Below are 26,056 nucleotides of genomic sequence, written 5' to 3' on the forward strand. Positions count from 1 at the left end.
GTATCGGTTGCCGCAAGATTTATTTAGGAGACGACAAACATGAAGAAAAAAGTATATATTATTTCCCACAGTCATTGGGATCGCGAATGGTATATGGCCTATGAACAGCACCATATGCGCCTTGTTACTTTGATGGATGACTTATTGGAATTGTTTGAAAAAGATCCAGATTTTAACAGCTTCCACTTGGACGGCCAAACGATTATTTTAGATGACTATCTTCAAGTTCGTCCGGAAAAACGTGAAGCCATTCAAAAGGCGATTGACGCTGGCAAACTACGAATTGGACCTTTTTATATTTTACAAGATGACTTTTTAACTAGTTCAGAGTCAAATGTGCGCAATATGCTGATTGGCATGGAAGACAGTAAAAAATGGGGCACACCGGTTATGTTGGGCTACTTCCCGGATACTTTTGGCAATATGGGACAAACCCCACAAATGATGAAGCAAGCCAATTTACAAGCAGCGGCTTTTGGTCGCGGTGTGAAACCAATCGGCTTTGACAATCAAGTTTTAGCCGATGACAATTACACTTCGCAATATTCTGAAATGAATTGGATTGGTCCAGATGGCACGGATATTTTTGGGTTATTATTTGCTAACTGGTATTCAAACGGCAATGAAATTCCCGCTGAAGAAAAAGCGGCTCGCGCTTTTTGGGATCAAAAATTAGCGGATGCTGAAAAATTTGCCTCTACCGATCATCTGTTAATGATGAACGGCGTTGACCATCAACCTGTTCAAAAAGATGTCGCCAAAGCAATAAAATTAGCCAACGAACTATACCCCGATTATGAGTTTGTTCATTCTAACTTTACTGATTATTTAGCTGCGGTTCAAAGTGATTTACCAGCAGATTTAGGTGATGTAAATGGCGAATTGACCTCACAAGAAACAGACGGCTGGTTTACCTTAGCTAATACAGCTTCGGCGCGCGTATATTTAAAACAATGGAATACGCGCGTTAGTCGCCAATTAGAAAATATAACCGAACCACTGGCGGCGATGGCGTATGAAGTTTCTGGCGAATATCCTTTTGATGAATTGGATTACGCTTGGAAAACATTGATGCAAAATCATCCCCATGACAGCATTTGCGGCTGTTCTGTCGATGAAGTCCATCGGGAAATGATGCCGCGTTTTGAAAAAGCAAATGAAGTCGGCAAATACTTGGCTGATGAAGCGTGCGCGCAGCTAACAGCAGCCATTGACACGTCAAAATTTCCAGCAGATAGTTTTCCATTTGTCATCTTCAATACGGCCGGCACTAAAAAAAGTGGTGTCGCCCAAGTTGATATTGAAGTAAAACGGGTAACTTTTGCAGAGCTTTATCCTTCTGAGGGCTATGACAAGCTAGCTGCAGAGGATGCGCAAAGTTATTATGTTATCGATCAAAATGGCAAAGTGGTGCCAGCAGTAATTAGTGAAGAACAAATTCGTTTTGATTACGACTTACCAAAGGATCGTTTCCGTATTCCTTACATGGAAAAATACGTAACCGTAACAATCGACGTTGCCGCAATGGCAGGTTATGCCTGGGATAGCTTTGCTTTAGTGGTAGGAGAGGCAAAAGAGCTTCCGAATTCTTTAGTCGCTAAGCATGGCCGCATTTTGGAAAATAATTTTATTAAAGCTGAAATAACATCAGATGGTAGCTTAAGTGTCACCAACAAGGAAACCGGGAAAACATTAAACAATTTACTTGTTTTTGAAGATGTGGGAGATATTGCCAATGAATATATCTTTAAACAACCTAAAGGTGATCACGCGATCTTATCAACGTTCTTTCCTCATCAAGTTGAAGTGTTAGAAGACAATGGCTTAGTGGCTAAAGTACGCTTAACTCATGAAATGGAAATTCCGAAGTCCGCTGAAGATCTACTGGATTTGGAACAAAAGAAAGTCGTGGACTTCCGCTTCCGTGACGCAAGTCGCAGTAAAGAAACAATTGCTTATCCGATCGTAACGGAGATCACTTTAAATAAAAATAGTAAAATGGTGGAATTTGCGACAACAGTCAATAACCAAGCCAAAGACCATCGTTTACGGGCGTTATTTCCAACAACTTTAGATGTGGCCACGCATGAAGCAGACAGTATTTATGAAACCGTGATCCGGCCAAACCAAGTTTCCAAACACTGGGAAAATCCAACGAATCCCCAGCATCAACATGCATTTGTCAATTTGCATGCGGATGACTTTGGATTAACGGTATCTAACTATGGTTTAAACGAATATGAAATCGTCAATGATACCATTGCGTTAACTCTATTACGTTGTGTCGGCGAATTAGGGGACTGGGGATATTTCCCAACACCAGAAGCACAGTGTCTGGGCGAGCATACGTTTAATTACGGCATTGAACTTCACGGTGAAAAAGAAACGCGTTTTGACAGCTACAAACGAGCTCATAGCGCGCAAGTCCCACTGAGCGTGAAACAAACAGATATCCACCACGGCAAACTGGCCCCACAAGATGTTTTTGTAAAAATTACGGGTGAAAAATTTGAACCAACTGCCTTAAAACGTCGTAAAGACGACCAGGCGTTAATTCTAAGAGGGTACAACTTAAGTGGCGATAAAGATGCTTTGGTACTAAAAAAAGATGATCAGGCGCCAATTAAGACCTTAAATCTATTAGAAGAACCTTTAAAAGACTATGAAGATACATTACAGCCTTACGAAATTCGCACAGTAGAATTTTAAAAAAGTAGACTTTACGGCAAGTAAATAAAGATACCCGAGCTTAGCATGCTTAATCCCAAATACAGCCTTGTCGGCAGTTGGAATACGTCAGCTTAAGCTACGGGTATTTTGTTTTGAAAAAAAGGAGTTAATAAAATGACCGAAATTTTAATTGGCTTTCAAACAGCCACACCTAAAGCAGCACAAGTCGCAGAACAAGTGGCGCAATTATTCAAAGCATGCGGCTATGAATTTTCATCAGAAACTACACGTAAAATTGAACTGGTATTAGTGCCTTCTTTAATGCAGGAGTTTACTTATGAGGAAAATGAACATTCCCAACTTTTAGCAAAAAACGAGGCGGGACTGTTTTATGGCGCAGTTCAGTTGGTTTTACATGAACTTTTTAACGAAGAGTGGCGTATACAGTTACCACAAATGAAAGAACGCTGTTTAATGATTGATATTGGCCGCAAATTCTATCCCTTAAAAGAATTAAAGCGTCTGGTACGCAGCATGGCCTTGTTTAATTTTACGCACTTACAATTGCATTTTTCAGAAAATGAAGGCTTTCGGATCGAGTCAAAAAAACATCCGGAAATTGTTTCAAAACAACACTTAACCCAAGCAGAAGTAAAAGAGCTGATTGCGTATTGTCAAAACTTTTATATTGAAGTAATTCCAGATATTGACAGTCCTGGACACTTAGAGCAGGTGTTAGAAACTTATCCGGATTGGCGATTAGAAAAATCCGTAGCAGGAAAACTAGTGGCGGATGTGCGGGCGCTCGATATTTTAAATCCGGCTGCGGTAGATTTCGTCTTTGAAATTTATCAAGAATACGCAGAACTTTTTAAACAAAGCCAGTACTTTCACATTGGCGCGGATGAATTCATTGATTTTGACCAAGTGGAAGTATATCCGACCTTGCAAAAAGCTGCCTTAGAAAAGTTTGGTCCAAAGGCGAGCGGAATTGAGATCTTTACTGACTATGTGAATAATTTAGTCGCAAAAATCAGTGACTTAGGCTTTGTCGTTCGCGTTTGGAATGATGGTTTTTATCGCTTGAATCGGCAAGAACAATTGACCCTTTCTAAAAATTGTCAGATTTCCTATTGGACCCGTTGGAATAAAAATATGGCGCCAGTGGAGACATTTTTTGAAGCGGGATATCAAGTTGTGAACCATAATGATAATTATTTTTATTATGTTTTAGGGGAGATGGCAGGATACAGCTATCCGACCTATGAAAAAATTCAACAAGGCTTTACATTGGACTTATTTGCCAACGATCAACTTGTGGCCGCGAAATATTTAGCCCAAACACCCGCTGTCGCCTTGGCGATTTGGGCCGATGATCCCAATGCTCAGACGGTAGCTGAGGTAATTGATGCCGTCTTTTACTTACAAGCAGCCTTAAATGAAAAAGTCAGTCAGCTAACTCGGACTAAAGCGCACTATCACACACTTTTTGAGCACTGGCAAAAATAAAAAGCGCAAGTATCTTGAAACTATGGCACCTAGGATACAAACACAACCTATTAAAAATGCGGGTAACCTATTGGTTGGCAGGACTTTTTATACTAGCGATAAAAAAGCACTACTAAATAGACTGAAATTTTTCCAAAAGTTACAGCCAACTCTTGATAGTTTCTGAAAATTTCACGCTTATTTTGGTGAAGCCCCCTCATTTTTATCCGCTTTGCCCAGGTGAGTTTTACAAATAAAAAAACGAAATAAATTTGTTACTTCCCTGCAATTTTTTCAATAAAATTAGAAGAAAAATAACGCTCCTTTATAAGAAGTACTTTTAACTTTTATAAGTTGACAGCCCTTACGACAAACATTAGAATAAAGTTGTGTCTAAAACACATATGCATGTAGGCATATTGATAATTTCAGATTAAAGTTTATCAAAAAACTACGAACAATAATTGAATAAGATAGTACGGAGGTGGATCTATTGACTTTAATGTATATTCTCCTCGCTATCATCGGTTTAATTGTCGGTGTTTTATTAGGGCTATTCGTTGCTAAATCTCGTCACGAAAAAGAGATCGCAGGGGCGCAAAGTTCTGCTCAAGGGATTTTGACCAGTGCGCAAAAAGAAGCGGAAACTCTAAAAAAAGAAGCCTTGTTAGAAGCTAAGGAAGAAAATCAGAAGTATCGTGCAGAAATTGAAAGTGAGTTGAAGGAAAGCAAACTTGAATTAAAAACCCAAGAAAATCGCTTGCTCCAAAGAGAGCAGCTGCTTGATCGCAAAGACGACTCAATTGAAAAACGCGAAAACTCACTGGAAGAAAAAGAAACAAAACTTAGTGCGAAACAGCAATTAATTGACGAGCGAGAAAATGAAGTCGAAAAATTAATCGAAGGACAACAGCAAGAGCTTGAAAAAATCGCTGCTTTGTCCCGTGATGAAGCCAAAGAGATCATCATGAAATCAACAGAAGAAGAGTTGAATCATGAACTGACCTTAATGGTGAAAGAGTCTGAGCAAAGAGCCAAGGAAGAAGCGGACAGAAAAGCCAAGAACTTATTGTCCCTAGCCATCCAACGCTGTGCTGCAGATCAAGTTTCCGAGATGACAGTCTCTGTTGTTTCATTGCCAAACGATGAAATGAAAGGACGGATCATCGGTCGTGAAGGCCGCAACATTCGTACCTTGGAGACTTTGACAGGGATTGATTTGATTATCGATGACACACCAGAAGCAGTGGTATTGTCAGGGTTTGATCCAATCAGACGGGAAATTGCCCGCATGACATTGGAAAAACTAATCCAAGATGGTCGTATTCATCCAGCTCGTATTGAAGAAATGGTGGAGAAATCTCGTAAAGAAATGGATGAACGCATCCGTGAATACGGGGAAGAAGCCGCATTTGAAGTTGGCGCCCACACCTTGCATCCTGATTTAATTAAGATCTTAGGACGCTTACATTTCCGTACAAGTTATGGTCAAAATGTCTTGAACCACTCCATTGAAGTTGCCAAGTTATCTGGTATCTTAGCCGCTGAACTAGGTGAGGATGTACAACTTGCTAAACGAGCAGGTCTCCTTCACGATATCGGTAAAGCGCTAGATCATGAAATCGAAGGCTCTCACGTGGAAATCGGTGCGGAATTAGCCGCTAAGTACAAAGAAAACCCAGTTGTGATTAACGCCATTGCATCACACCATGGCGATACAGAAGCAACGTCAGTTATCTCCGTCTTAGTTGCGGCCGCAGATGCACTATCTGCTGCTCGCCCAGGTGCCCGCAGTGAATCATTAGAAAACTACATCAAACGGTTGGAAAACTTAGAGAATATCTCCAATAGTTTTTCTGGTGTAGAATCAAGCTTCGCTGTCCAAGCTGGTCGCGAAGTACGGGTAATGGTTAAACCAGAAGAAATCTCAGACTTAGAAGCGGTTCGCTTAGTGCGAGACATCCGCAAAAAAATTGAAGACGAACTGGACTATCCAGGCCATATCAAAGTAACTGTGATTCGGGAAACCCGCGCCACAGACTACGCCAAATAATTTTGAAATCAAACACCCCGCTGAATTTAGTCAGCGGGGTGTTTTTGAGTTAGGGGGAAAGTTCACTAGATGCCGTTTTTCTGCATAAATTGCTGTAATAATCTCTGATAAAGATTATTAAGGTTTCGGGTACCAAATTCATGCTGCCAATAATAAATAGGCTTATCAGTTGGTAAGGTAGCTAATGTAGATATGATCAAATCATAGCTTTTTCCTTCTTGAAAATAAGCCACATCAACAAAGCTTAATTCCTTTAAAAAATTCAATAAATTAAATGTTAATAAATAGTTTGGCTCAGACGCAATCGCAACCCGGAGACGGGTATGAGTGTTAGAACGCAATATTAATGGAAGTAGGCTTTCCCGAATCATTTTTGCTAAAGGCAAGGCTGACTTTTGAAATACTTGGAATTCAGGTTCATTCGTTAATCTCAATAAAAAAAGGTAAATATCATTTTGAAATTCATTTTCGATTAATTTATGATTTCCTTTTGGGATTAAAAAACTAATCAGATTTGGAAAAGGACCAGAAAAAATATAGAAGGCTAGTAAACTATTGTATAAATTAGCGCGTAACAGATTCGTCAGTTCCCTTGATAAGTCTAATTGCAGCGTTTCAGCAACAAAACAAACGATTCGATCGCCAAAGTTTCCCACCGGATTTGCCACAGTTTGAAAGGTCTTTAAGCTAGCTGCGATAGCAGGGTCTTCTGGCATCTCATAAAATGGGAAAAAATTACAAATAAAATAAATAAAGCGTGCCTCAGCTTGGGATTGATATTTTTTTAAGCCATATTCATTGTTAAGTTTATTTAAGTCATAATGAGGATTTGCCTCAAAAATAAAATCTACCCGAGCATCAGCAGGCATTAACTTGTGCTGGTGGATGCGCGTTATACAGACCCCACCAAAGATGGTAAGCATCAAACGGCTGACATAGCGACCGTTTTGTGGAAAAAATTTAGCAAACTTTTCAACTTGTAGTGCAGCTTCCACTTGCGAAATTGTAAAAGGCCAGCTGAGATTGTGGTGGCACAGATAAATAAAGTAGTAATAAAATAGGCGGATCTTGTCTTCGCGGCCAGTTAAAGCAAAATCATGATAACTAATTTGAATGCCGTACTCCTTCAAAAAAATAGTCATTTTGCGCATTTTACGTGATAAAGTAGAGCGGCTTATAAAATGGCGTTTACAAAAATTTTCTAACCCGAGTTCAGGTTCTAACAAAGTGGCCAGCAAAAAATGATAGGGCAGACTTTCTTTTAAAAGAAACTCCAAATATTGATCTGTAGAAATAGTCATTTCAGTGGTAACGACGCCGATATTAGGGCGGATCAGCGGTTGGGTTAAATAGTTAGCTTGTGTCAATTCTTCCTCAATTTCCAATAATCCTTTTGTTAACTGACTATAAGTCAGTTGCGTCGCTTCGCTAATTTCTTGATACGTATATTGACCAGGAGCGCGTTTGCTTAGGCTACGGAAAATATCTAGCTTGATTTGCGTGCCTGTTTCAAATAGTAATTCTTCAAACATTCTCCTTAGCCCTCCTTTTACGACGTAAATAAAGTCCAGCTCCTACAATAACCAATAAAGCAAAACCAATTACGACAAAGATCCAAGGACGAGTAGTCTCACTGACAGAGAGTTTGGTTTGTCCTTGAAGCTTAAAGTCTTTTTTGAAGTTGTAATTAATAGAAGGAATTTTCAAATTAAGCTGATAGGTGCCGGCTTTTAAATTCTTTGAAAAAGGTAATGTTAAGGTTGCCTTGTCCCGAGCCACGATACTTAATTTATGGTTAGAAAATTTATCTTCCATATTGCCTGTTAAAGATCCAGTAAAGTCCGCTTGAGATAAGCGACCGTCTGAATTATTGGTGATGTCAATGACGAGCTGGTGATCTTTGATGCGTAAATTATCAAAAGAAACTTCTGCTTTGGGTTCTTGCTTTTCTTCTCGAACAGCTAAACCTATTTCATAGGCAAACTTATTGTTTAATCCAGATTTATTATCTTCTTCAAAATTGTCAACACTTTGAATTTGAAAGGCTCCGATTAGGATACCGTTAAATTTTTTTGGTGGCATATGTAGTTGATAGGAAACAACTTTCGCTTCATTAGGAGAAAGTGTTACAGTTTTCGGCCCGTTGATTAATTCCGCTACATTTAAGTTATTAAGAAGTTTATGACTTTTGTCAGTATATTCTAAAGCCCCGTTTTGATTCGTATGAGCAGGATTGACTGCTACTGCCAAGTTTTTTTTTGTTGTAGTCAAATTTTCAAAATACAGATCCAGTTGGTAGACTTTTTGCGGGGAAACAAGAATATCAAAGTAGCTCACCTTACCAATCTGATTTGAAGGGAGTATCGGGGTCACACTGTAATCTGCACCAGCTGCCAAAGCATAATTTGAAAAGAGAAAAAAAGCTCCCCCCACGCTCAAAAGGATAAAAATAACTGAAAAAAACCGCTTTTTCAAAATAATAGCCAACTCCACTCGGACATTATCACACTAGAATAATGTTTTTATAGTAAAAAAATACTATCTTCAGTATAACAATAATTTTTTTTTGCGTATATTTTTTTATGTGCATAAAAACTAGGATTATTTGAAGAAAATTGCACAGCCGTTATCCTACATGTATTTACAAGCTATTTCAGTAAAAATAAGGAAGAAGTTAATTTGAATTGTAAAAAAAAATAAATATAATTGTGGTTGCTGAGAATTTTAATAAGGGGGAGGTAGGATGCTGAAAAAGAAACTTTACATAGCAGTATTACTATTGATTCCGTTTTTTTTTAGTTTTAACTTGCAAGCAGCCGCTGCTAGTGGAGATGTAACACTTACGCCATTGTCGTTAGATTCACGTCGCGTGGTTAGTCAAAAACTAGAGATCCCTGCAGATAGTAACGTGCATCAGTTAAAACTTTCTGTCACTAATTTTTCCGGTAATAAGAAAGCATTGATCTTAACCGGTGTCGATCCGGTGACAGACTTTGAGGGAAAGCTTGTATATCAGGACAAAACATTCCCTGTTAAAACAGCACCTTTTAAATTCGCAGCTGTAATTCAAAAACAAAGTATCACCATTGCTGCCGGTCAAACACTAGAAATAGCGACACCAATCAAAATACCTACACAATTTTCTGGTCATCTTCTAGGGGGGATTCGCCTAACAGAAGATAATCAAGAAGCAGCGTTGTTGCCTGTAACCGTTTTGGGCAGCAAGGAAAAAATCAATCAGGCTAATGTTTCTGTCAATCAATTTGTCGCAAAAAACATTACTGGTATGCCAGCTGTTGGTGTACGTTTTGTGAATGATGTCGGTGTTTTGGAGGAGAATTTGACCTTTGATCTTAAGCTTACCCAAGAAAGCTTCTTTGGTCTTATCAAGAAGACTTGGCAAGCTCGGCAAGCTCAAGTGCTGTTAGCACCTTTTAGTACTTTTGAAAAAGGTATCTCATTACAAGGGATGGCTATCTCTGCTGGAAGCTATCATCTCACAGGCACAATTAAAAGTAGCCATCAGCAAATAAAGCTAGATCAGCACTTCACAATTACCAAAGCTGATGCAAAAAAAGTAAATGACGCAGCAAAAGTTGCTTATCGTGATAATCATCTTTTATTGCTGTTGATTATTGCGCTATTGGGATTGCTTTTAATTGGTGTTATCTTCTTGGCAATACGCCAAGCTAAAAAAAGGAAAACGAGCGACGGTTAACGCTCTTTTCATAAATTGTTGTTAGTCGCTTAAAATAAGGGGGAAATAAAATTGAAAAATATTCTTAAAGGTTTAACTGTATCAGGTATGGCATTATTAGCTCTTGCTGGTGGTAGTGGCGTTGTGTTTGCCGCTGATGAACCAATTGCAACCGCCGAAGATGGAAATCCTGCCGTTGGAAAATCAACAGCTGAGTTTCAAGTTGAAGCTGGTGATACTGGTAAATTAACGCTAGATAAAGTTCCAGATTTGAATTTTGGGAAAACAAACGTTAAAGATATTGCTACAAAAGGGGTTACATTACCATTAGTTAACGGAGAAGTAACAAGTGGTGGCAACAACGTTACTTCCAAGGATGTGACTGCTAACGATGGGAATTCAGATCTTAAACTAAAAGTATCTGATTTTCGTGGCGTTAATTCTGGATGGAATTTAACTGCGAAATTGGGAACTTTTGAAGCAAAAATTAAAGATAGTAAGTCAGATGATATTAGCGATAATTTAGGCACACTAAATGGTGTTGTTCTTCACTTAGTTGTTAAGTCAAGTGATGATGCTACGAAGACAAATTCTGTTACGCCAACTGATGTTGATTTGAAACAAGGTTCCGCTGATGGTGTAATGACTCTTTTAAAAGCTGATGGAGATAAAAGTGAAGGTGGCGGCGAAAATAACTTTATTGCTGATCCATCTTCTACCCTAACAATCCCTCAAGATCCAAAAATCAAAGCTGCCACATACCAAGCTGATATTACATGGACATTAGGAAATACTTTTGATACTGCTGCCGCTAAATAGTAACGAATAATCTAAAATTTTAGATTTTAGTAAAATATATAAAAACCCGAACGTCTCGGCGTTCGGGTTTTTGTAAAAATGTACCTTTTATCATAAAATGAAAACGCAGGGTGTCCCTGACAGATTACAAAGGATGTTGACAATGAAAAAAAGTAAATTTCTACTGTTAGGACTGCTGGCAATACTAGCAGTAACTATTCTACCGTCTTCAGTTTATGCAGAAGGTGGGGCGGGTTTTACGATGGAAGCTGCAATCCCTGATAATCAAGTGGGAACGAGCACGTATTTTGACCTTCATGTGAAGCCTGATACAAAACAAAATTTAACGATTAAATTTACAAATTTAGAAGATAAGGCGATTAAGTTGAATGTCTCACCTAATCCGGCTTTTACGAACCGTAATGGTGTGATTGAATACTCGCAATATAAGTATCCTAAAGACGATAGTGCCAAATATACAATTCCAGAGCTTTTTTCAAAACCGCAAGATATCACGTTAAAAGCAAAAGAGGTTAAAAATGTGACCTTTACCATGACTACCCCTAAACAAGCCTTTGATGGCATGATATTGGGTGGATTTTATGCTTTGCGTGATGATGAGAATAAAACACAAAGCAGTGGTAATATTCAAATTGATAATCGTTATGCCTTGGTTTTAGGTGTGGCGTTGCGGGAAGATTTGAAAAAGACAATTGAACCTGAATTGAAATTAAATGCAATTAAGCCGGGATTGGATAATAGCAGAACTGCTGTCTTTGCTAATTTGCAAAATATTAAGCCCCAAGCTTTTGGTGAGATGACCGTTGATGCTAAGGTTTATCAAAAAGGTAGCGATAAAGTTTATAAAGCTACGAAAAAGGATAAACAAGAAATGGCACCAAATTCCAATTATGATTTTGCAATTGATTGGAAAAATCAACCGATTGAAGCTGGCGATTACCATTTAAGTTTAGTTGCAACTTCTGGCAAGAAAGAATGGAAGTTTGAACAAGATTTTACGATTGCTGATAAAGGCTTGCAAAAAATTAATGAAGAAGCTGTCGGACTACCGGAGAAAAACTATCTATGGCTCTATATTTTGATTGCGGTACTCTTACTTCTAATACTCGTAATTTTGGCCTTTATTTTGGGCCGGAAAAAAAGGAAAGAAGATGAGGATGATACTAAAACAGAATAGAAAATTTTCAATTTTAAAAATAGGTCTCGTGTTTTTTTCATCACTTTTGAGTGTAACCTTTAATCTGGTACTATCTTTTCCAGCTGTCGCCAGTGAAACAAGTACGGCGCAAGTAACGATTGTCGATAATGGCTATCGGCCGACAGCACCGATTGTAATCCCAGATGGTCATGAGAACTATTTAATTGGGATTGCCCCCCATGACCGCCAAGGGTTGATTCCACAATTCGGATCACAAGAGCTATTTTCTCTCATTGTGATTGGAATTGAAGTGGTTGTGTTTGCTATCTTGCTCTTTTTGCTTTTCAAAAAGTGCCAAAAAGAGCAGACAGATGAGTACGCATAAAGTTGGAGGGGATACTTTTGAAAAAAATAGTCTCTGGCATTCTAATTGCCAGTTTATTAATCGGTAGTCCACTAACTGTATTTGCTAAAGTGACCGAGTCCACCAGTAGTAGTGTGTTGGAATCAGCACCTGATACGACCGCTTCAGATACAGCAGTTAGTGAAATTTCGCCACAAGCAAGCACGACTAAAACAACAGACAGCACGATAAAAGACGCCGTCAAACAAAGTGAGTCCGTAAGCTCTACAGAAGAAAAGACAGAATCATCTTCAACAGAATCTTCAGCAAGTTCAACTGATAATTCTGTTAAAACAGAAAAAAAGACAGCCAGTGTCAAAAAGGCACTCACAAAAGCAACTACACAGGAGTTAAGTACAGACTTTCTCGATCGAACAAAACGATTTAGTGAAAATCAATTCCAAAATGTGGCTGAAATTCAAGATTGGCTAAATACGTATGATGTTTTTTCACTTGATGGGGCACAAATTGTCAATTATCCATTTACTGGCTCCGTTGCGATTATAAGTGGAGGTTTAAACGTAAAAAACACAAGTGTTTCAATTAAAGATTCAAGTAAATCTGATTATGGTGCTATTATTAATGGTCCGTTATATGTTGAAAATAATACATTAAGTTTTGATGGTGTTAGTAAAGATAAAGGTGTGTACTCTGATTATTCATTACAAAACCAAGTAACGTATTATAATAGTCCACGTCCAACAGGAACAGGTGCTATCACGGGTTTAGGTTCAGAGACAGATTCTAAAGTGAAAAGCTTTAGCGATAAGTTACGAGAAAAAGAATTGACTATACCTGACTTCTTACAAGCAATATTAAATCAGTCAACTTATTTAGATGGATTGGGAATACAGCAAGACTATTCTGGAACTACGGTTGTAAAAAATTCAAAATATGAGCTAGCTGATCAACCTAAAACCTATGTATATGATATGACGGTATCAAATAACAAACTTACTAACATAAATTTCAGCGATTTTTCATCAGATGATACAGTTATTGTGAATGTACATGATACAAACGGTACGGTAGATATTCAAGGTGGCTATAACCTGAATGGGGCAAATGTAATCTGGAACTTTCCAACAGCTGAAACAATTACTAATAATGTGGCCTTTAAGGGAAAAATTATCGCACCAAAAGCAAGTATCACCACCAACCAGTCTTTAGATGGAGGGATTTTTTTGAAATTTGGTTTTGGTGATGCAAGTTCCATCGAAAAAGCACGTATCAAAGCGCAAAGTAGTGTTGATGTTCCTTTGAATTCGGATATTAATAAATTTTTGTCGAATGAAAAACAATTTATAGAAGCTATTACAACGCATAATGGTATAACTTATCAACGAGATACGAACAATCCAAACGAACAAACTTCTTTTTCTAAAGAATTAAGTAAGATACAAGTAACTTATTTTGATAAAGATAATCTTCCAATTACGAAGTCAGAAATTGACACAAAAGAGCCTGATGCAGTGTACTATATTCGCTACACCTATGATAATAATAATGCAATTGCCGCTGTGACAAGACTAGTGATACAAAAACAAATAATGGGAGCTCTAACTCTTTCAAAAATTCCAAATCTTAACTTTGGGACAATTAAACTAGGCTCTGGCACAATACAACTAGGTTTAGAAGGATTCCAAGTGTCCGACAGCCCAGCAGCGTCAAATGGTACCGATGAAGGAATTATCCAAATTACGGATACGCGAGCTAATGGTAAGTGGAATTTGACCTTAAGTTTGGAAGATAATAATTTCAAGTTAAGCAATAGTAATAGCGATAGCATAGGTGGAAGGCTTAATTTAAGTTTGTCAGAGGGAGGCAATTTAAGCACAGCAGACCCAAATTCAACAGAACCAAGTTCAACTCTTTCTGGCTCTGGCACTAAGACATATAATGTTGACAAAAACTCGACTCTCGAACTCGAAATAAATAAAAGTCCGACAAAAGTTGGAACTTATCAAGGTACTTTAAATTGGAAATTGTCAGATACCGTTAATTAGTTAGTAGCTAGTGTTTTTTTGTAACCTGTGAGGTGAATAGCAATGAAAAAGTATTGGCGGATAGTGATTTTAAGTTTAATTAGTGCATCTTTGGTATTGGGTAATAGATACGTTGAAGCTGCTAGTTCAGGTTCGATTGCGGTAAATACATTAAGTCCTCCGCTGAGCTTACCTACTAACGGAGGAGTTGATCTTTATACGCCGATGGAAGGTGTGTTTACCAAGGTAAGTGGCTTAGACAGTCAAGTATTGTATTCACCCAATGATCAATTGGATTCTGCAATTATGATAACGGCAGACAAAGGAAATCAAAAAGGAGCAATTTGGTCTAATCCGGAATACCGATTAGATTTAAGCAAACCGTTTACCTCATCGATGTGGCTTAATATTTTCACAAAGACAACTCCAGCTGATGGGATGGCTTTTGTAATGCACAATGCTTCTGCGGGGAGTAGTGCATTTATGGATCAAAAGAATTATGGGGGATCACGATTAGGTGTTTGGGGATTTGACCAGAATGTTACTTCAATTGCAGATGCAGCTAAAGGAGCCATTCCAAATAGTCTTGCCATTGAATTGGATACATATTCTAATGGAGATACTCTTGATAAGAATACCTCGGGAGTTCCTCATGTAGCGTGGAATTATCCAAGTAATCCAGCCTCATATAATATTTTACTTCCTCAGAATAAAGTAGCATTAGTTCATAATGATGCGGTGAGTTTAAGTATGGGAAATGTAGCAGATGGAAAATGGCACCATTTTAGTCTTTCTTGGCAACCAAGTAATGGTAGTAAAAGTGGTAACCTCACATATACATTCAATGATCGTGTCGCAGCTGGTGATTCTGTTAAATCTATGACTACAGACGTTGTGAAAAAAACTATCTTTATAGATGACTATGTTAAAAGATTTGGCTTAACTGGTTCTAACTCGAAGGTTTATTGGGGTTTTACCGGTTCTACGGGAGGTTCTAGTGCCCGCAATGTTATGACTTTTGAGAACATACCTGGCCTAGTTTCAGCCAATATAACGGAGTCCGTTGTGGATGTTACAAGAGGTGTAGATATCACAAAATCAGGGGTCACATATTCTGGTAATCAAGTAAACTATACTACGAGTATCAAGTATGATGGGGCAAATAGTAAATTCGATTGGCGTCAATTACTACTCACACAAACAAAGAATTCTAACTTAAACTTAACTGGTTCAGAAGCAACAGTTCAATACTATCTTAATGGTACTAAGGTCGGAAACGACAAAAAAGTTTCGATTGACACAAAAGGAAATCAACTTTCACTTAACTTGAAAGATAGCGGCGACCTAGTAAAAAACGCGCCAATATTTGATGAAATACGTGTTATCACACCGCTTACTGTTGGTGTTGTTAGTAGTGATGTGTTAGTACAAGAAAATTCGACTGTCGATGGGAATACAGCTAAAGGCGTGACCATCGTAGAAGATGATAAACCCGTTTATACGATAAAAAACAGTAGCAAACCTATCATTGGTGTTACTTCAAAAGACCTAAAACCTATCTTTCCTGGCGAGGAGTTAAAATTTCCAGCAACTTTGCAAGATGATAATTCTACGACACTTACTTTAAACTATGAGTTAAAGAATAGTGCGAAAGAGTTGATGAAAAGTGGGCAGTATATTAATGATTCTTCGGTTCATAACTTATCTGATGTAAGAAAAGGAATTCCAGTTGAAGAGTTATTGACAAAAGAGGATACAAAAAAACTTTCTCTGGGAGTGTATTCAATTACTCTTACAGCAACGAACGAGAAAAATTCTGCCGATGAAGTAGTTCTGACTTTTACGATTTTGGAAGATAAATTGGCTTTAGTTACTGTTCCAGATTTGAATTTTTCAAATAAGGAAGCAACAGTGGCACAAATTGCAAAAGGAAATGATTTATTGCCATTACCATTAACGACGAATCAGCCCGAGGTTACTATTGAGAGAACAAATCCTAAGCGATCTTGGCAGTTAAAATTAGCCATGGATAATTTTCATTTAGTGAAAGATAGTAATGGTAATGCTATTAAACCGTTAGAATCTTACCAATTAGCTACAAATATTCCAATTGTCTTAAAAATTAAAATGAATACAACAGAAGATGCACGTTTTCTATTAAACCAAAGTTACACGAAGGACGTATATATACTTCCAGCTGCGTTAAAGTTAGCCAATGCTGAAAAATCAATTCTAATTGCGGATAGCGATCAAACTGCAACTGGAAAAATAGAATACACCGTTTCTCCAGATACGACGTTGTATTTAGGAGAAGGAGAATTAATTCGTGCGGGAACATATCGTGGTGATTTAATTTGGACTCTTTCTGATGTTGCACAATAATTAAAAAACATCTTCACTAATCATTTTGTTTATCTCAGATACCTTTGAGATAAACAAGTGCTATTGATTAGAGAAGATGTTTTTTTAGCGATAGAATCTTCTTTACCTTTTTTGTCTAGCTACCCAAACTAGCCTGCTAAGAAATAAGGCAAAATTTTCAAAAATTTGAGGAACAATTTTCAAAAATCCTGCTCTTATTTTTTGCCGGCTCCCCAAGTTTGTCTAGCTTTTATAGTTGTCTAGCTACTCAAACTAGCTTTATCGGTAATAAGGCAAAATCTTGAGAAATTTGAAGAGCAATTTATCAAGATCCCGTCTTATTACTCAAAAGCTGCCCAAGTTTGTCTAGCTTTTATTATTGTCCAGCTACCCAAACTAGCTTTATCGGCAATAAGGCAAAATCTTGAGAAATTTGAAGAGCAATTTATCAAGATCCCGTCTTATTACTCAAAAGCTGCCCAAGTTTGTCTAGCTTTTATAGTTGTCTAGCTATTCAAACTAGCTTTATCGGCAATAAGGCAAAATCTTGAGAAATTTGAAGAGCAATTTATCAAGATCCCGTCTTATTACTCAAAAGCTGCCCAAGTTTGTCTAGCTTTCCTTATTGTCCAGCTATTCAAACTAGCCTGCTAAGAAATAAGGCAAAATTTTCAAAAATTTGAGGAACAATTTTCAAAAATCCTGCTCTTATTTTTTGCCGGCTCCCCAAGTTTGTCTAGCTTTTATTATTCCCAGTTGATTTTTAATAGTTCATTCATTTCGTGGTAGGCGGTTTCGATTCGTTGGCGTTTTGTTTGGGAGACGGTATTGGCGTATTTGCCTCCGGGCAGATAATTTTCGGCTAAAAAGACTTGGTAGTCTTGGGATTGGACGGTACCGTACTCGGGATGCTGATAGGTACGGCCGGCAATGGGTTCTTTGTCTACCCAAGTTGGGTGAGCTGTGACTTTTTCAATGACAGTTTTATCTTTTTCTTTTTTGATAGCGACTTCCATGACTACGCCTCGTTCGGTCCAGTAATTTTGTAAGGATTCGTAGCGTTGGTCTGAAATCAAGTTACCCATGGAATAAATAATGAATTTTTTATCGCCATCTTTTTTTATTGTCTCTGTCGGTTCTGCAACGTGGGGATGCCCGCCAAAGATAATATCTGCCCCTAAATCGACCATTTGGCGGTATTTTGCTCGTTGTTCTTCATTTGGTTCTAAAGCGTATTCCACGCCGTCTTGAGGCATGACGATCGTAATATCGGCAATTTTTTCTGCCTTTTTCAAATCGGCCGCGACTTTTTCCATATTTAAATCTTTTAAATGACTGTCATATTCTTCTTTGGTTAGACTGGCTTCGATGCCATTAAAGCCATAGGCATAAGCCAATAAAGCAATTTTAATACCGTTTATTTCTTTGACTAGAATATCTTTGGTTGTCTTGGTTTTTACTCCGATTGTTTCCATCCCATTTTTTTGAAAGGCAGCAACAGTTGAATGTAAGCCTTCTAAGCCGGTGTCTAAGATATGATTGTGGGCCAAGTCGACAACATCAAAGCCCGCTTTTTTTATGCTGTCGGCTACTGCTTGTGGTGCATTGAAAATGGGATAGCCAGTTAGTTCGCGCTTTGGGTTGATTGTCCCTTCGAAATCTCCCAAAGAAAGATCTGCTTTTTTCAGTAATGGTGAAATTTGCGCGTAATCATTAGCCAGATCATACTTATTGCCATCATAAGCACTGCGGTACAAGATATCATGGTATAACATATCACCACTGGCTGTAATCACAGCTTTTTTGATTGTAGTATCAGGTTTTGTCGTGTTTTGCTTTGGAGTCTTTTGTTTACTATGTACAGCTTGTTTTACTTGTGCTGTTTCCTGGCTATTTTTGGCTGCGGATTTTCCTGTAAACGCTTTTAAAAAGATGCAGCCAACAAGTGCGAGAAAAAGCAGACTCATCACTAAGATAAGGTGACGTTTTTGTGCGGCTTGTTTTTCTTTCATTTTTTCTAAGCGAGACTTGGTCATAATGCCCTCCTGAAAATAAAATTTGTATGACGTTTCTCTATTAGTTTACTTGCTTACGAAAAGAAAAGATAGTCGACTTCGCGGGAATTCGCGCCTTTTTTGCCGCAAGTATTCTTATTTCCTAAATGTAGTAACATAGTTGGTAAAAAAACGCCATTTAGGCTACCATAAAACTAACTACATAAGTTAAAATCAGAAGTTGAAAACATTGGGAATAAAGCAGCGTTCATTTTAGTGACAACAAGCAAATGATAGCAATAAAAGTGTGCTTAGCACTTGAGATAGGAGAAAACTTCATGAAAGAGAAACTAAAGGGATTCGTGGGTGTAATAAAAAACCACAGTCTCTTGTTACGCCTGATTTTCTTTGGCTCGATTTTAATTTTCGTTGCCAATCAAGTGGCCAATATTGCCCACGGCATGAGTTGGGCACAAGTGGCCCAAACAATGGGCAAGCAAGATACTAGTACACTGATTTTAATGGCATTGATGGGCTTTATCGGCGTTTTGCCGATGCTTGGTTATGACTGGGTAACAATTTCTGTATTAGAAAAATCAGGCAGAGAGAAGATGCCTCGCGGCAGTTGGTTTATTGCAGCGTGGACCACCAATACTATCAATAATTTAGCAGGTTTTGGGGGGATTGTAGGGGCCAGTCTGCGGAGTAATTTTTACGGGAAAGGTTTTGATCGTAAAAAAGTTTTAGCAACTGTTTCAAAAGTCGCCTTCTTTATGTTTAGCGGTTTATCCCTTTGGGCGTTGTGGTTATTAATCGACATTTTCCTCCTCCACAATGCCAGTCACTTCCGTCATTATTGGATTTGGTTGGTAGGCGGCAGTTTATATGCACCGGCACTATTCACATTAACGTATTTGCGACGTAAAAAACTGTTTGCAGATCTTTTTCCTAATCGGGTGATTCAACTGGCAATCACTTCTTTTTGTCAGTGGGGAGGAGCTTTGGCGGTCTTTTTAGGAATAGGTTATCTTATGCAGTTACAGGTTTCCTTTGAACAAGTTTATCCGATGTTTTTAATTGCTACATTAATCGGGATGCTGACGATGGTTCCAGGGGGCATGGGAACCTTTGATGTCTTGATGATTCTAGGAATGGGGCAAGTGGGCCTATCTCAAAATCAAACGGTAGTCTGGTTATTGTATTACCGTCTTTTTTATTATTTGATTCCCTTTTTAAGTGGTCTGATTTTATTTATTTCCCAAACAGGGGTGAAATTCAATCGCTTTTTTGATAACTTACCACGCCTTATTTTACAGCGAATTGCTCATTTGATTGTCGTAGTGGCAGTATATTTTGCCGGTATTATGATGGTACTGCTTTCGACGGTGACAAATTTATCAAATCTTAGCCAAATTTTTGAGTTTTTATTGCCATTTTCATTTAACTTTTTAGACCAAACCTTGAATTTACTAATTGGTTTTGTCTTATTAGGGCTCGCTCGTGGTCTATACGGCAAAGTGAAAAAAGCCTATGTTCCAACTTTATTTGTCTTAGTTTTTGGGATTGTAAATACGATTTCTCGGACCCGGTCACTACGCCTAATCATTGTTTATTGTTTGATTTTACTGGCAGTATGGTTATCTCGTAAAGAATTTTACCGGGAAAAATTTGTCTATTCTTGGGGTGCGATTATTTTTGATGTCGCTTTATTTGGAACGTTATTAATTGCTTACGCAATTGCCGGGTTCCACAGCGGCCAGTGGTGGAATACCAACTTAATGGGTGGACAGTTTGTTTTATTTCCTTCTGACGATGTATGGATCTCTGGCATGGTCGGCTTAGCGGTTGGCGCTTTAACGTTGTTGTCTTTGCAACAGTATTTAAGTCGTGGTCCTGCGCATTTGGGTGAGAATTTTGACCGGAGGCGTTTTGAAAAACTACTGACCCGCTACGGTGGAACGAAATCTAGTCACCGCCTAGAATTAGCAGGTTATCGTTATTATTACTATCAAGTCAATGGTCAAGATCGCGTTGTTTTTGGCTATCAGATAAAAAGCAATCGCTGCTTTGTTTTAGGAAATCCAATCGGAGATGAAACACTATGGCAGACAGCAACGCTTTCTTTTATGAAAGCAGCCGATAAACTGGGCTATCAACTGGCGTTTTACAAAATCAGTGAAAAATATGTCGTCCAGTTACACGATCTGGGTTTCCAATTTGCCAAAATTGGTGAGACCGGTACCGCCTATCTGGACCACCAAGAAGACTATTTGCAACAAGAAGTTTATCGCAAATTAAGTGTGCAAGGTTATACGTTTAAAAAATATGAAACACTGCCGGCTGAGCTTTTGCCACAATTAGCTGCTGTTTCGCAAGACTGGTTAGATGGTAAAGGAGAAAAATATTTTGGCAATGGTCGTTTTGATGAAAGCTACATTCTAAACAGTCCCGTTGCAGTTGTGCGCAACAATGAAAATCAACTGGTGGGCTTTATCACAGAGCAGGCTATTTCGACTGAGTGGGTTTCTTATGACTTATTACGGATTAAATCAGATGCTCCCAAAGAATTAGCTAATTTTTTAGTCTTAGGGATGTTAGATAGTTGGGAAAAAGCAGGCTTTAAAAAAGTCGATTTGGGCATGGCGCCACTGGCTAAGGTGGGAGAAGGTCCGTTTGCTTTTTTTGAAGAACGGATTATGAACATCATTTACAATTATGGCAATGCAATTTATAACTTCCAAGATAATTTCAGTGGCAAACAAAAATACGTGACCTGCTGGGAAGGCTGTTATTTTGCTTATCTGAAAGGGAGCAGTTTTTATTTGGCTTCAGCCCAACTCCTGCGGCTAATTGGCCGCGGCAAAAACAAAGGGCCGACACTGGTAGAAGAAGTAATTTTGGAAGAGTAGGAAAAACGCTAAATGTTGATAAATCAACATTTAGCGTTTTTTTTTATTATTTTACTTTTAAGACTTCTAAAATTGGAAAGAAATAAGTTCGAATACTATAAATGTAATATTTACTTTAATTCGAAATATAGCTAGTATAAAAGCAACCGGTGAAAACGCTTTAATATTCTTGAGAATTTAGTGTATTAAATTATCTATTGATAAGGAGGAAGAATAATAGAATATTTAGTATTGAAATATGACCAAACTACTGAATATTGGGATGAAATAGTTAAAATAAGAAATCAGATATTCTTAAATGAACAAGGTCTAAAAGATTTTGAAGTATGTGACCGACAAGATTCTGTCGCCATTCATTTTATAGTATTGCTTGAGAATGTTTTGATAGGATGCTGTCGTGGAAAGAAAATAAATTCTAAAACAATGCAAATAGAGCGCGTGTGCATTTCACCTAATTTTAGAAAAAAAGGATTTGGGAAAGAACTAATAAAATTTAGTATGAAGTATTTTCATTTAAAGGGAATCAACAAAGTTATTTTGTGCAGTCAATTAGATAAAAAAATTTTTTATGAAAATCTAGGATTTCAAGAGATTGGAAATGTATTGCAATACTATGGAAAAGAGCATGTTTTAATGGAAATATATCAGTGATGGGGAGGATATTTGATGAAAGAAAAAATAAGTTTTCTAATTTACGTTCTTTGTATTATTGTCGTTGCTGAATTCATAGGAGTGAAAAGTTTCGCGGTAGGATCATTTCATGTCAGCATATTGCCACTAGTATTTGCTGTTTTGTTAACGATGATTTTAGGAACAAAATTGCTTCGTCGAGGTCTTTTGCAAAAAATTTATACAACAGGAAATATAGAGTTTGCTGGAACTAATATGATTTTCATTATGCTACCGTTGATGGCACGCTATGGTGCAGATGTTGCGCCAAAATTAAATGAAATTTTCCAGTTGGGCTGGGTCTTTATTCTTCAGGCAATAGGAAATATCGGAACGGTTCTATTAGGATTACCAATTGCGTTATTGTTGGGACTAAAAAGAGAATCAATCGGTGCAACACTGGGAATTGGTCGCGAAGGGGAATTAGCTTATATTTCAGAAAAGTTTAGTTTGAACAGCCCCGAAGGTCGAGGTGTTTTATCCATTTATTTAGTTGGCACGCTGTTTGGTTCAATTATTTTTAGTTTTATTCCACCGGTTATTAATATTCTTGGCTTTGATTACCGTGCATTAGCGATTGGAACGGGATTAGGTTCAGCAAGTATGATGACTGCTGCATCAAGTTCTCTAATACCGTTATATCCAAATCACGCTGAAACCATTTTTTCTTATGCAGCTGCTAGTCAACTAATTACAAGTTTTATGGGCACATATATAATGGTATTTTTATCAATTCCATTAATGAACGTTATATTCAATTTATTAACTAAGGAAAACGCGATAAATATTCCTCTTGGAGGTGTCAACAATGAATGAGCTATGTAAATCACAACTAAGCAATCTAAAGATCCTCCTTTTAGGAGCGGGATTAATACTCTTTACACAGCAAATAAAGTTTATGAAGAATCCAGAATCTTTACCAGTAAATTTAGATACTATTATTGGCGTATTGGTCCTAGTATCGTTTGCTTTTTTAGGAATGATTTTTGCCCAGGCGATGAAGAAGACTAAAATAAAAATATTAGCAGAATTTCCAGTGTTAGGATGGGTATCGATTATTTCGTTGGTGTTTTGTTTGGGTTCTGATTTTTTTATTGAAATAATTGGAAAAGTGGATTTTCTTGCAATTACTACACCAGTCTTAGCATTTGCTGGTATTTCTGTTGCTAATAGTCTGGGAGATTTAGGTAAAAATTCTTGGAAATATATTATTGTAGCAAGTTTTGTATTTATAGGTAGCTATGTTGGTCGAGTAATATTGGCTCAGCTGGGATTAATGATAGTGGGATAAGGTGGAACTTATGAAGTATATTTTAGATATTGATACAGGAATTGATGATGCATTGGCATTGGCCTACTTAATTAGCGAAGTGAAAAAAGACATCCTGGGTATAACTACTGTTTTTGGTAATACAAGTTTAGAGTCTGCAACAATGAATACCGTAAATATATTAGAAATGTTGGATCTGCGTTCGATTCCAGTATTTAAAGGTAGTGATTGTGCGATTGCTGAAGATCACTATATACAAAAAAGGGGGAGTAAAATTTTTCATGGTAGCAATGGTGTAGCAGATATTTCTTTAGGTGAGATAGTTCGACAAGATAATACGCAATCGGCGGCAGAGTTTATTATTAATTCAGCACGAAAGTATGGCGATAATTTGACAGTTATTGCAACTGGTCCACTAACGAACATATCCAAAGCATTAGACATAGATTCTGTTGCGATTGAGGGGATTAAGGAATTAGTTATAATGGGGGGAGCTTTAGTTGTTCAAGGAAATGTAAGTAGGGTGGCTGAGGCAAATTTTTTTCATGATGCTCATGCTGCGAAAAAAATCTTGGATAGTAATATTCCACTCCTATTAGTTGGGTTAGATGTTTCATTACGGACCCTCCTAACCCGAGATGATGTCTCTGATTGGAAATTTGGAACTCGCAATCAACAGTTATTTTACCACCTTGTTGATTATTATATTTCTGCACACGAATTTGTTAACAATGAAGCGGCTGGATGTGCCTTGCATGATCCTTTAGCAGTAGCAATCGCTTTAGATAATTCTAGAATATATAAGGTGCCACTGAAACTTAAAGTACTACTAGAAGAGGATCAACTAGGACGGATAGTCATGGATTGTGAAAGAATGGAATTCAATAAGCAACGGAATTGTTCAGTAGTACTTGATTTGGATGTAAAATATTATGAAAGTAAGATTTCGCGGCAATTAACAGAAGTATTAAGTAGTTAGATATTAGAAAAAGATAGGGGAATTTCTTCATAGATTATAAAGAAAGAATCGCAATAACTCAGCTATTAGGAGTTATTGCGATTCTTTAATTTCACTAAGCTTTTCGGCGCCGGGCGAATTCCAAGAAGCGAAATTTATCTAGTTTGTGGATGGATTCAGTGTACTCAAAGCAACGGGTATCTTCCAAAAATACTAAGCTGCGAACAAAGACCGCATGCTGTTCTTCCATGGATAATTCCATCAGTTCGCGGATTTCTTTGTCGACAGGTTCTACGGTAATCTCTTTTTGTGCATAGGCGATTACAAGCCCCAAGTCATTTTCTAAATAACCATAAAGCGAGTCTTCGGCTTTTTTAACTGGTAGTTCTGGAATAATATTCATGGCTAAATAGTCTCGGTCCAAAATCGCAACTTCACCGTCGATTTTTCTTTGTCGCACGAGCTTCCAAGCTTCGCTTGCGACCGGCCAGTCAGTTTTTTGACTAAGGCTAGGAGAGACGGCAACTTTTTTTAGTTCCACAACTTTGGTTTCATTTGGAATGTGTTGCGCTTCTTGTAGCTCTTTAAAACTGGTTAGACCAGAAATAGGAAAGTCAAAGCGGTTAATGTCTAAGACGATTGAACCTTTTCCTTGTTTTTTTTGAATATAACCAGCATCTTTTAATAAATTTAGTGCTTTGCGGACAGTTTCCCGTGAGACATTGTATACCTTAATCAGTTGATTTTCACTTGGTAACAATGATTGTGGGGGATATTCACCATTTAGAATCTTTTGTTCCAAGTCTAAAAAAATCTCCCGAAATTTATTCATTACGTCCCCTCCCAGTCCTCATTGTAAAAAGCATTTGTGTAAAAAGCAACTTACTTTCGCAAAATCTATCTGATTTGGCGTATATTTCCATGAAGTGCTAAAATTATCAGCGCTGATAGGCACCCATTATTTTTGTAAGAGCTCATCGATGTTAAGTTCGGTTAATTCATGGCAAGTCAAGTCAGCGCCGTGTAAAGGTTCACCGGATAAAACACCCACGGCGTACATACCACAAGCTTTAATTCCGTCAATACCAGCTTGAGCATCTTCAAAGCCGACTGCTTCTTCTGGTTTAATGTTTAAAAGTTCAGCTGCTTTAATGAAAATTTCTGGATCAGGTTTACCTTTGTGTAAAGTCGCTGGATCAACGATACCGGCAAATTGATCTTTCACTCCTAATTTTTCTAAAATAAAAGGTGCGTTCTTGGAAGCAGAAGCAATGGCACAGGGAATTTGTTTGGCATTGGCAGCGTCTAAAAATTCTTTGACACCTGGTAATAGGTCTTGTGGCGTTAAAGATTGCAATAGTTCAACATAATGAGTATTTTTCTTAGCGGCTAATGCTTCTTTTTGATCCATTGTAAAGTCGTTTTCTTTGCCACCGTGGGCCAAAATGCGGTCCAAAGAGTCCATCCGGCTGATTCCTTTTAACTGTTCATTGAATTTTAAATCAACGCCCACTCCAATTTCAGCACCTAAATCGCGCCAAGCAATGAAGTGATATTTTGCTGTGTCTGTAATAACGCCATCCAAATCAAAGATAAAACCTTTTTTCATAAAAACTTTCCTCATTTCCTTTTTTTGTTTGTA

Annotated in this window: 19 protein-coding genes; 14 read left to right on the top strand and 5 right to left on the bottom strand. The window is 37.7% G+C overall.

Annotated elements, in window-relative coordinates; translation table 11 throughout:
* Nucleotides 1–39 precede the first annotated feature (39 nt).
* The 3 genes from AC6R0T_RS00940 (at nucleotide 40) to rny (ending at nucleotide 6,211) form a co-directional block, all read left to right on the top strand.
* Entirely contained in the window at nucleotides 40–2,709 is a 2,670-nt protein-coding gene (locus tag AC6R0T_RS00940) for an alpha-mannosidase (RefSeq protein WP_303753600.1), read from the top strand.
* Between the two features lie 135 nt (nucleotides 2,710–2,844).
* Nucleotides 2,845–4,179: a beta-N-acetylhexosaminidase gene (locus tag AC6R0T_RS00945; protein WP_303753599.1), complete on the top strand. Its 1,335-nt coding sequence runs from the start codon at nucleotides 2,845–2,847 to the stop codon at nucleotides 4,177–4,179.
* 481 nt (nucleotides 4,180–4,660) lie between these two features.
* On the top strand, nucleotides 4,661–6,211 hold the full coding sequence (gene rny / locus AC6R0T_RS00950) for a ribonuclease Y (protein ID WP_206902669.1): 1,551 nt from the start codon (nucleotides 4,661–4,663) through the stop codon (nucleotides 6,209–6,211).
* A 65-nt stretch (nucleotides 6,212–6,276) separates the two neighbouring features.
* Here rny and AC6R0T_RS00955 read toward each other — a convergent pair whose 3' ends face one another.
* Nucleotides 6,277–7,743 (bottom strand): helix-turn-helix domain-containing protein, encoded by a 1,467-nt coding sequence (locus tag AC6R0T_RS00955; protein WP_303753598.1) that lies wholly within the window; start codon nucleotides 7,741–7,743, stop codon nucleotides 6,277–6,279.
* Nucleotides 7,736–8,644, bottom strand: a complete 909-nt coding sequence (locus tag AC6R0T_RS00960) for a WxL protein peptidoglycan domain-containing protein (protein WP_526159557.1) — start codon at nucleotides 8,642–8,644, stop codon at nucleotides 7,736–7,738. Before AC6R0T_RS00960 ends, AC6R0T_RS00955 begins: the two co-directional genes overlap by 8 nt.
* Nucleotides 8,645–8,954: 310 nt before the next feature.
* Between AC6R0T_RS00960 and AC6R0T_RS00965 the strand changes: the two genes are divergently transcribed.
* The 6 genes from AC6R0T_RS00965 to AC6R0T_RS00990 all read left to right on the top strand — a co-directional run bounded on the left by AC6R0T_RS00965 (nucleotide 8,955) and on the right by AC6R0T_RS00990 (nucleotide 16,635).
* Nucleotides 8,955–9,929 (top strand): WxL protein host-binding domain-containing protein, encoded by a 975-nt coding sequence (locus tag AC6R0T_RS00965; RefSeq protein WP_303753596.1) that lies wholly within the window; start codon nucleotides 8,955–8,957, stop codon nucleotides 9,927–9,929.
* 51 nt (nucleotides 9,930–9,980) lie between these two features.
* Nucleotides 9,981–10,727, top strand: a complete 747-nt coding sequence (locus tag AC6R0T_RS00970) for a WxL domain-containing protein (protein ID WP_303753595.1) — start codon at nucleotides 9,981–9,983, stop codon at nucleotides 10,725–10,727.
* A gap of 142 nt (nucleotides 10,728–10,869) precedes the next feature.
* On the top strand, nucleotides 10,870–11,904 hold the full coding sequence (locus tag AC6R0T_RS00975) for a WxLIP family cell surface protein (protein ID WP_303753594.1): 1,035 nt from the start codon (nucleotides 10,870–10,872) through the stop codon (nucleotides 11,902–11,904).
* A gap of 46 nt (nucleotides 11,905–11,950) precedes the next feature.
* The gene (locus tag AC6R0T_RS00980; RefSeq protein ID WP_526159560.1) at nucleotides 11,951–12,250 is read left to right on the top strand and encodes a hypothetical protein; all 300 of its coding nucleotides are present in this window, start codon (nucleotides 11,951–11,953) and stop codon (nucleotides 12,248–12,250) included.
* Between the two features lie 17 nt (nucleotides 12,251–12,267).
* Nucleotides 12,268–14,274: a collagen-binding domain-containing protein gene (locus tag AC6R0T_RS00985; protein ID WP_303753592.1), complete on the top strand. Its 2,007-nt coding sequence runs from the start codon at nucleotides 12,268–12,270 to the stop codon at nucleotides 14,272–14,274.
* Nucleotides 14,275–14,316: 42 nt separating this feature from the next.
* On the top strand, nucleotides 14,317–16,635 hold the full coding sequence (locus AC6R0T_RS00990) for an L-type lectin-domain containing protein (RefSeq protein WP_303753591.1): 2,319 nt from the start codon (nucleotides 14,317–14,319) through the stop codon (nucleotides 16,633–16,635).
* 725 nt (nucleotides 16,636–17,360) lie between these two features.
* Here the strand turns inward: AC6R0T_RS00990 and AC6R0T_RS00995 are convergent.
* Nucleotides 17,361–18,650 carry a CapA family protein gene (locus tag AC6R0T_RS00995; RefSeq protein WP_303753590.1) on the bottom strand — a complete coding sequence of 430 codons (1,290 nt, stop codon included), beginning with the start codon at nucleotides 18,648–18,650 and terminating at the stop codon, nucleotides 17,361–17,363.
* Nucleotides 18,651–18,946: 296 nt separating this feature from the next.
* On the opposite strand from AC6R0T_RS00995, the gene mprF reads away from it, so the two are divergent.
* The 5 genes from mprF to AC6R0T_RS01020 all read left to right on the top strand — a co-directional run bounded on the left by mprF (nucleotide 18,947) and on the right by AC6R0T_RS01020 (nucleotide 24,435).
* Complete coding sequence (gene mprF / locus AC6R0T_RS01000) at nucleotides 18,947–21,517, top strand: bifunctional lysylphosphatidylglycerol flippase/synthetase MprF (protein ID WP_303753589.1); 2,571 nt, start codon at nucleotides 18,947–18,949, stop codon at nucleotides 21,515–21,517.
* Between the two features lie 231 nt (nucleotides 21,518–21,748).
* Nucleotides 21,749–22,168, top strand: a complete 420-nt coding sequence (locus AC6R0T_RS01005) for a GNAT family N-acetyltransferase (protein WP_303753588.1) — start codon at nucleotides 21,749–21,751, stop codon at nucleotides 22,166–22,168.
* Nucleotides 22,169–22,183: 15 nt separating this feature from the next.
* A complete protein-coding gene (locus tag AC6R0T_RS01010) occupies nucleotides 22,184–23,002 on the top strand; it encodes a DUF3100 domain-containing protein (RefSeq protein WP_303753587.1) in 819 nt (272 codons plus the stop codon).
* On the top strand, nucleotides 22,995–23,477 hold the full coding sequence (locus AC6R0T_RS01015; RefSeq protein ID WP_303753586.1) for a hypothetical protein: 483 nt from the start codon (nucleotides 22,995–22,997) through the stop codon (nucleotides 23,475–23,477). Before AC6R0T_RS01010 ends, AC6R0T_RS01015 begins: the two co-directional genes overlap by 8 nt.
* A 10-nt stretch (nucleotides 23,478–23,487) precedes the next feature.
* Complete coding sequence (locus AC6R0T_RS01020) at nucleotides 23,488–24,435, top strand: nucleoside hydrolase (protein WP_303753585.1); 948 nt, start codon at nucleotides 23,488–23,490, stop codon at nucleotides 24,433–24,435.
* Between the two features lie 94 nt (nucleotides 24,436–24,529).
* On the opposite strand, the gene treR is transcribed toward AC6R0T_RS01020, so the two are convergent.
* Nucleotides 24,530–25,246 (bottom strand): trehalose operon repressor, encoded by a 717-nt coding sequence (gene treR / locus AC6R0T_RS01025; RefSeq protein ID WP_303753584.1) that lies wholly within the window; start codon nucleotides 25,244–25,246, stop codon nucleotides 24,530–24,532.
* A gap of 126 nt (nucleotides 25,247–25,372) precedes the next feature.
* The gene (gene pgmB / locus AC6R0T_RS01030; RefSeq protein WP_230709608.1) at nucleotides 25,373–26,023 is read right to left on the bottom strand and encodes a beta-phosphoglucomutase; all 651 of its coding nucleotides are present in this window, start codon (nucleotides 26,021–26,023) and stop codon (nucleotides 25,373–25,375) included.
* Between the last annotated feature and the right edge of the window lie 33 nt (nucleotides 26,024–26,056).

Source organism: Enterococcus sp. S86.2 (assembly GCF_059834485.2).